This is a genomic window from Patescibacteria group bacterium (assembly GCA_034659915.1).
GTDB lineage: Bacteria > Patescibacteriota > WWE3 > JAUXAW01 > JAYEID01 > JAYEID01.
This window is the reverse complement of sequence record JAYEID010000005.1, coordinates 1-4,553: the sequence shown is the minus strand read 5'-3', so window position 1 is coordinate 4,553 and position 4,553 is coordinate 1. Positions and strand designations below refer to the sequence as shown.

General features: G+C 43.0%; 2 protein-coding genes. Both read left to right on the top strand.

The features are described 5' to 3' along the window. Positions 1-3,685: hypothetical protein (locus tag U9M98_00880; GenBank protein MEA2020273.1), on the top strand; the 3,685-nt coding region annotated here is incomplete at its 5' end. Positions 3,686-3,847: 162 nt separating this feature from the next. Then, on the top strand, positions 3,848-4,553 hold a 706-nt coding region (gene pilM / locus U9M98_00875), incomplete at its 3' end, for a type IV pilus assembly protein PilM (protein ID MEA2020272.1).

The window sequence follows — 4,553 nt, the reverse complement described above, 5'->3', positions numbered from 1 at the left end:
GAGGGAAGATATATATTACAGGTGTTCAGGTGATACGTATTGTCCTTACCAGGATTGTTACGACGGTTATTGTGAAAATCGCGGGGAAAGGGGTTGTGGAACTGATCAGTGTGATTTGAATTCGGAGTGTCGGCACTATGATTGTGATAGATCAAATTGTGGTTCTTATTGTACTGATATTTATGGAAACACACTTTGTAATTGTGGTGAGGAAAACTGTTGTCTTTATTATGATGATACGGCAGGATTAGATGATACTTGTAGTAACAACTCTGACTGTTGCGATTCTGCTTGTCCAACTGAAACAGAGTGCGCTAACCGAACAGGAGGTGCGGAGTGCTGTGGTCAATCAAGCGGCTGTGGTGACACTTGCAGTGATTGTGATGTTTCGGACGGTGATCCTTTTACCGCCCCGACCAAAATTTCAGCTCCCATAAATGGAACTCCGGCTGGGACTGAGGACCTCCCGGTGAGGGTTAATACTAGTAGTACCCACGTTCTAAATCCAGACCCGCTTTCTGCTACCTTTTTCTGGGAAGATACGGATACGGATGGTTGTGATGGAAACTCAAGAACTGATACTTTCCCCTTCCGTATTGATAATCTTAATGATGGTTGGAGTTGCTCTAATCCTAATGACCATTGTGAAGATTCTGTAACATCTACTAACTACTCATACAATGCTATGGAGATTGGAACTACTTATAGTTGGTGGGTGCATGCGAGAAATACAACTTGTGCTAGCTATGAGGACTGTTGCGAGGAAACAAAATCTGGAGTGGATGATTGGAGTAGGACTACTGGGGGGTATGTTTGCCGCCCAGATTGCCGTCCCCTACTCTGTGGGCAAAATGACAATTGTGGTGCAGAAGAAACTTTAGATGGCTTTAATGGATTTGGTGGACCGGATGACGACTGTCCAGCTGCCCATAATGGTAATCCTGATCCTGCTTCTTCTTTGGAGAGTTCATTGGATGGATCTAGCTTTTCAACTGATTCAGGTATTTTGGAACCAGCTGTTTTGGAACCTTCTGATTCTTCTTCTAAACCACGCTCAGTTACTTTTCGTTGGGCAATGAGTGATACTGTGGCGCAGGATAACCATGATAATTTCCACTTCCAGGTTTGGTACATTGGGGATCCTGTTGATCCTAATTATAATGCGGAGGATTTTGATTGGTCTGAAGAGCCTGGCGAGGATTGGGCATTGGTTTACAGTGAGACCTTTTCTTATCCTGACTATTGTGACAGTGGGGTTTGTGAGCTTACGCCTACTGATCAGTTTGAACAACATGTGGTTTACGCGTGGCGAGTTGCTCATCACAATACTACGTGTGAGACAAATGCATCTGGTGGGGCGTGGATCGATGTTGCTGGTAATGTAGGTACTAATTTTGGACAGGTGGATACGCTGGATCCTGACGATTGTCCTAATTCTGAACTTTGTACAGGTGATGGTAATCGGGATTGGTCAGAGTGGTCTGATGGATATTTTCTTGTTGATAATTTACCTGAGGTAATAAGTATAACTCCTACTTGTAATACAGAAGCTTATTGTTGGTCAGGAAATTCAGGAGATAATCTTGGATATTGGGTTGTTAATCCTGAAAATATATATGATGAAAGCCTTATAAGAGGATATACAAATGCTTATTGGCCTTGGGATCTGGATGGGGATGGTTCTAATTACACAGAGTGGACTGCTCCTTCAGATAAACCAGTTACCTATTGTGGTGACGCGGGATGTGAGGATATGATTTTGCAAAACAATCCCCAAGTTTTTGAGGTAGTTGTTGAAGATGCGGATGGTTGGCAAGACATTTCTCATGTTAATTTTAGTTTTGCGGAACCGGGGCAAGATAGTTGCAATTCAAGGACTGTTCTGGGAAGTGGTAGCTTAAAGCGTGATTCTTATTTTTCTGGGTACGATAGTGATACTGGTCTTTGTCATGACGTTTCAATTCATGACGAACCTGTTAGGGATTGGACATTAATGAATCCGGTGGGTGAGAAAATGTATCGCATTTCGGAGAACAGAGTTCGGGCATACTTTAAAGTGCGGTTTGATTGGGGAACGGAAAATGCTTCTGTTTTTCGTTATCCAACAGGAGAGACAAGACTTTGTGCTAATGGTGACGATTTCTTTGCCGGGCGAGAGAGCAGTGGGTGGAAAGGCGATCCTAGCTGGTATTGGAACGTTGATTTACGGGCTCCAGAACTAAACGAGAGGTCTTCTCAAGTTGAAGAAGGAAATGAGGTTGTGGATCTTTTGAAGGTTGATCTAGAGGGAAGTTGTGCGCCTTGCGACCCTTCGATCCAAGATTGTACTGCGGATTGTTACGATACGTGGCGGTACGAGGTTCATTTAGCTTTTCATGATGCTGCAGATAACTCCTCAGGCATTTTCTTTGACATAGATCAAGATAAATTAGCCCCTGATGATAACGGTGATGGGTTTGTAACTCTAGAAGAGAGATTTTCAGAAGAGAAAACAGAAGAGTCGGAAATAGCTCCCCTTGCGTGGTACCGGGGGGACTATAATGGGGATGGTAGTATGGAGTGGATCCGCCTCCCCTACGAGGATCAACGCCATGCCCAAGGTTATCCCCATAATTATCCTTTTTATTATGATTATGAATATGATGATGCTTCTGGCGAACTTATTTTGAAACTTTTTGTTCCGGCAGAAGATGAGGCAGAAAGCTTTTCTTTTGGTGATAAGAGTGATGTGCATTTTCAGCGAACCCGAAGTGTTCGCGCTCAAGTTCGGGATGAGGCAGGTAATGTTTCCTACAGCGAATATTCTCTTTTTACTGGTTGGTTTCAAGGAATAAATGGTGATTTATATTCACAAGGAGGTACGGATATGTCTATTCCCTTATCTGGGGATGAGTATGATCTCTTTCTCTTAGCTTCTGAACCTGCTCCTCCACCATCTACTTCTGAAAATGCTTACGACCAGACTTCGGGGGGGTTGGTAATTTACCTACCGGGTGCAACTGTTGGGTATGCCCGAGCTGAGACTGAGCGCCCGCACGGAGTTCTTTCTTCTAATATTTGGTTGTTAGCGCAATATGATGTTAGTGGGACTTTGGAAAATCTTACAAATGTTTTGGGTTTTAGTGTAAGTGGTATTTACCAAGCTGGTGAAGGTAATAATTGGGATGGAAGCAGTAGCCTTTCTCCAAATGAGGTTTATATTTATGACCCGGCAAACGGTCCGTTGGAAGGTGAATATAGCTTGGATTTGCCTCCGGGATCTCCTACTGGGGTAGCTGTTGTTTATGTGCCGGGGGACCTTGTTCTTGGTGATGGGGATTACACTGGAAGTCCAACTTATTTTAGAGCTGCAAATGGGTTCCGGAACGAGGGCATTATTTTTGTTGTTGAGGGTGGTGTGTTGGTAGAAGAAGATATTCAGCAGTTGGATGCGTTTGTAATAGCTCTAGGGCAGGTTGAAAATGAAGAGCAATCAGTTGTGTTCAAAATCACTAAGCTTCCACCTACAGACCCCCTGGTTATTAATGGAAGTTTGATTGGGCAGCACGGTTTTGATGTTAGTAGGTATATTTTTGATTTGTATAAACCAACTATCCAGGTAAAGCTTAACCCCCTTTATTTTGTTGCTGATGATATTAACAACATGCTTTTGCAGGCTAAGCACACTTGGAAAGAAGTTGAATAGGGTGGGAGTAGTTGACATCCGTATCGAGGTGGTATAAATTTAACATAGATTTAAGTGTAGTTAGCTTTTTTGAAAGTTTGTTAGTAGTTATTTTTTACCTGTCCACCTTGTAAAACCTGCCCAAGTTAGGGAATGGCTTACAGGTGGGGTTTCAATTTACCCATGCCTGAATTTTTCGGACTTGATATAGGATCGCACAGTATTAAAGCAGTTCAAGTTAGGAGAGATGATAGGGGTGGAGTTCGTCTTACCCACTTTTCCACCTATAGTACCCCTTCTGACGCTTACGGTTCTCAAGCAGAAAAACACAAGAAAAAACTTGCGGAAGCAGTTAAAAATACAATGGAAGAAGCAGGTATTAAATCTTCTCAAGTAGTTGCTTCTTTACCAGAATCTAAGATTTTTACTCGCGTTATTGAAATGCCAAAAATGAGTGAAAAGGAACTTAAGTCTTCCCTGGAGTATGAAGCGGAACGGTACATTCCCTTCCCTGTTGAATCTGCTGTTTTTGACTCAGAAATTGTTTCTAAAGGGGAAAATTCTAAGAAAATGCAAGTTCTTTTGGTTGCTGCTCCGGAAAGCCTGGTTACCAGGTATTTGGATATCTTGGAGGGTGCGGGACTGGAAATTTTGGCATTGGAGCCGGAGACTGTGTCCTTGGTTCGAGCTTTGGTTGGGCGTGGTGAAAAAGCTGCAGTTCCTACTCTTCTGGTTTCTATTGGTTCCTCTACCACAGACTTAGTTATTACTGAAAATGGAAAAATTGGCTTTACGCGTAGTGTAGCAACTGGTGGTAAGGCTTTGGGGAGGGCTCTGGCGCGTGCTTTAAGTTTTGAGGAAGAACAAGCAGAATCGTACAAGCGCAGTT